This window comes from uncultured Limnohabitans sp. (assembly GCF_937889215.1).
In the GTDB taxonomy this organism is placed as follows: domain Bacteria; phylum Pseudomonadota; class Gammaproteobacteria; order Burkholderiales; family Burkholderiaceae_C; genus Limnohabitans_A.
Map to the genome: position 1 here is coordinate 1 of NZ_CALBEX010000574.1, position 2976 is coordinate 2976.

The 2976-nt window shown below is 59.4% G+C and carries 4 protein-coding genes; 3 read left to right on the forward strand and 1 reads right to left on the reverse strand.

From position 1 onward, the window contains the following. The 3 genes from Q0341_RS14375 to Q0341_RS14385 form a co-directional block, all read left to right on the forward strand. Window positions 1–922 (forward strand): GMC oxidoreductase (locus tag Q0341_RS14375; protein WP_299514696.1); only part of this gene is annotated, 922 nt, incomplete at its 5' end. A gap of 159 nt (window positions 923–1081) precedes the next feature. Further along, window positions 1082–1342 carry a BrnT family toxin gene (locus Q0341_RS14380; protein ID WP_299514697.1) on the forward strand — a complete coding sequence of 87 codons (261 nt, stop codon included), beginning with the start codon at window positions 1082–1084 and terminating at the stop codon, window positions 1340–1342. Next, a complete protein-coding gene (locus Q0341_RS14385) occupies window positions 1332–1601 on the forward strand; it encodes a CopG family transcriptional regulator (RefSeq protein ID WP_299514699.1) in 270 nt (89 codons plus the stop codon). The genes Q0341_RS14380 and Q0341_RS14385 overlap by 11 nt, the downstream gene beginning before the upstream one ends. 199 nt (window positions 1602–1800) lie before the next feature. Here the strand turns inward: Q0341_RS14385 and gap are convergent, their stop codons facing one another. Further along, on the reverse strand, window positions 1801–2808 hold the full coding sequence (gap, locus tag Q0341_RS14390) for a type I glyceraldehyde-3-phosphate dehydrogenase (protein WP_299514700.1): 1008 nt from the start codon (window positions 2806–2808) through the stop codon (window positions 1801–1803). Window positions 2809–2976 lie beyond the last annotated feature (168 nt).

The following is a 2976-nucleotide window of genomic DNA, read 5'->3' on the forward strand; positions in this document are numbered from 1 at the left end:
GGATGGCGTGGCGCGGCAGGTGCACACCGTGCAGGGTGGCCAGGCGCAGACCGTGACCGCCCGGCGCGAAATCATTTTGAGTGCAGGCGCGTTTCAATCGCCCGCCATCCTCATGCGCTCAGGCATCGGGCCTGCCGCGCATTTGCAAAGCCTGGGCATCGAGGTGCTGCGCGACTTGCCCGGCGTGGGCGAAAACCTGCACGACCACCCCGACGCGGTGCTGGTGGCCGATGCGCCGGGGCAAACCGATTTGATCGGCATGTCACCCCGTGGCGCGTGGCACACCTTGCAAGCCCTGTGGGCCTGGCGGCAACACCGCAAGGGGCCGCTCACCACCAACTTCGCCGAGGGCGGCGCGTTTTACAAAAGCCAACCTGATGAAGCGCACCCGGACATCCAGCTGCACTTTGTGGTGGCCAAGCTGGTGGACCATGGCCGCCAACTGACGCTGGGGCATGGTTACTCTTTGCATGTGTGCTTGTTGCAACCCGACAGCCGAGGCCGCGTGCAACTGGCCGACCGCAACCCGCACAGCGCCCCTTTGATCGACCCGCAATTTTTGAGCGACCCACGTGACCTGCAGCGCTTGCGCGACGGGGTTCGGCAAGCTCAAAACATCTTGTCCCAGCCTGCCTTGGCTGCGTACGGCAAAGAGTGGGCAGCGTCTGCCGATGCGCGCAGCGATGAACAACTTGAACACTGGATTCGGCAAAACGCCGACACCGTGTACCACCCAGTAGGCACCTGCCGCATGGGGCAAGATGGTATGGCGGTGGTGGACGCGCAACTGCGCGTGCACGGTGTGCCGGGCCTGCGCGTGGTCGACGCGTCGGTCATGCCACGCATCGTCAGCGGCAACACCAATGCGCCGACGATCATGATTGCGGAGAAGGCGGCGGATTGGATTCGGGCGGTGCGTTGATGCTTTTCACCGGGCAGCTTGTGGGTGCAGCTTGGTTTTATGTTGCTCGTGACAGTGGCGTGCCCTTGAAAAACGTTGAGCGCACAGGCACTGGTGAGAGACATAAGCTCAAGTCGGCTTGCAGTTGGATGCCAATTAAGGTATATTTTCTATACCATGATGTCCTTTGAGTTTGACGCCACAAAGAGTGATGCCAATCGCATCAAGCATGGCATTGATTTTGTCCAAGCTCAAGTTCTCTGGAACGATCCGATGCTGTTGGAAATTCCAGCAAAAACAGATGACGAACCGCGGTACTTGGTGATTGGCGTCATGGATGGCAAGCATTGGTCGGCTGTCATCACCTACCGGGGAGCCAATATCCGATTGATATCCGTGCGTCGCGCACGCACAGAAGAAGTGGCACTTTATGAAAGCTAAAAAGTTCGAGCAACAGTTTGATGATGGCGCCGACATCACGGCTTCTTTGGATTTGTCCAAAGCCAGGCGCGTGCTGCAGGATCAGAAGCGGGTGAATGTTGATTTCCCAACATGGATGGTGGACTCGCTGGACCGCGAAGCCAGCAAACTGGGGGTGACGAGGCAGTCCGTGATCAAGGTCTGGCTGGCTGAGCGCCTTGAGGCGACGACTTCTAAGGTGCCGTTACAACGGACGCCCAAAGTTGCGACGCACCGCTGAACTTCACGTCAGTTTCACCTCACCCGCCTATACCCCCGCAATCCACATCCGCGTCGTCATTGCACACAAGCAAAAAGCGCCCGAAGGCGCTTTGAGCGATATCCCATGGCACCGTCAGGGCTCCTCGCAGGAGTAATGTGGCAAAGCGAAGCGCCTCTGAGCCCCTGCGGGGAGCCCTGGTGCTGCCTGCTGGTTCAGATCACTTCTTCTTAGCCACCACCCGCACCATCTCCAGGCACTGCTTGGCGTAGCCCCATTCGTTGTCGTACCAGGCCACAATTTTGACGAAGCTCTTGTCCAGCGCGATGCCGGCGGTCGCGTCGAACACGCTGGCACAGGATTCGCCGCGGAAGTCGGTGGAGACCACTTTTTCGTCGGTGTAACCCAGCACGCCTTTGAGCGCGCCTTCGCTTTGCGCTTTCATTTCGGCGCAGATGTCGGCGTAGCTGGCGTCGCTGTTCAGCTCCACCGTCAGGTCAATGACCGACACGTCAGAGGTCGGCACACGGAAGGCCATGCCAGTGATCTTGCCCTTGATCTCGGGGATCACCACGCCCACGGCTTTGGCCGCGCCCGTGCTGCTGGGGATGATGTTCTCTAAGATGCCACGGCCGCCGCGCCAGTCTTTGCGGGACGAGCCGTCCACGGTCATTTGGCTGGCGGTGGCGGCATGCACGGTGGTCATCAAACCGCGCTTGATGCCCCATTTGTCGTGCAGCACCTTGACCACAGGGGCCAAGCAGTTGGTGGTGCATGAGGCATTCGACACGATGGCTTCGCCTGCGTATTGTTTGTGGTTCACGCCATAAACGAACATGGGAATGCTGTCTTTGGAGGGGGCCGAAATCACCACCTTTTTGGCACCGGCTGCGATGTGCATTTGGCTGGTGGGTTCGGTCAGGTAGTGGCCGGTGCATTCGAGCACGGTGTGCACGCCCATCTGGCCCCACTTGAGGTTGTGCGCGTCGCGTTCGTGCGAGAGTTTGATCTTTTTGCCGTTAACGATGAGCGTGTCTTCGGTGAAGTCCACCGTGCCATCAAAGCGGCCGTGCACGCTGTCGTACTTGAGCATGTAGGCCAAGTAGTCGGCAGGCTTGGGGTCGTTGATGCCGACGATCTGGATGTCGTCGTAGCCATGCTTGAGCGCAGCGCGCAGCGCCAGACGGCCGATGCGGCCAAATCCGTTGATACCCAGCTTGATGGTCATGGTGAGAGCCTCAGGAGATAAGTTACTAAACCGTTACGTAACCGGATTGGAAATCAAAACCCTTGTATGGGCCTGATTCCTGAACGTGGCTTCAGCGCTGGGTACAACCCACGGCGCTGAAGCGGTTCATCCGGCGGACCTGAATCAGGCCTTGAGCAGCGCCGCGTG

Bases quoted from the DNA above. Each gene is read 5' to 3' on its own strand.
- gap (WP_299514700.1), bottom strand. From the start codon at position 2,808: ATGACCATCAAGCTGGGTATCAACGGATTTGGCCGCATCGGCCGTCTG.
- Q0341_RS14380 (WP_299514697.1), top strand. From the start codon at position 1,082: ATGTCCTTTGAGTTTGACGCCACAAAGAGTGATGCCAATCGCATCAAG.
- Q0341_RS14385 (WP_299514699.1), top strand. From the start codon at position 1,332: ATGAAAGCTAAAAAGTTCGAGCAACAGTTTGATGATGGCGCCGACATC.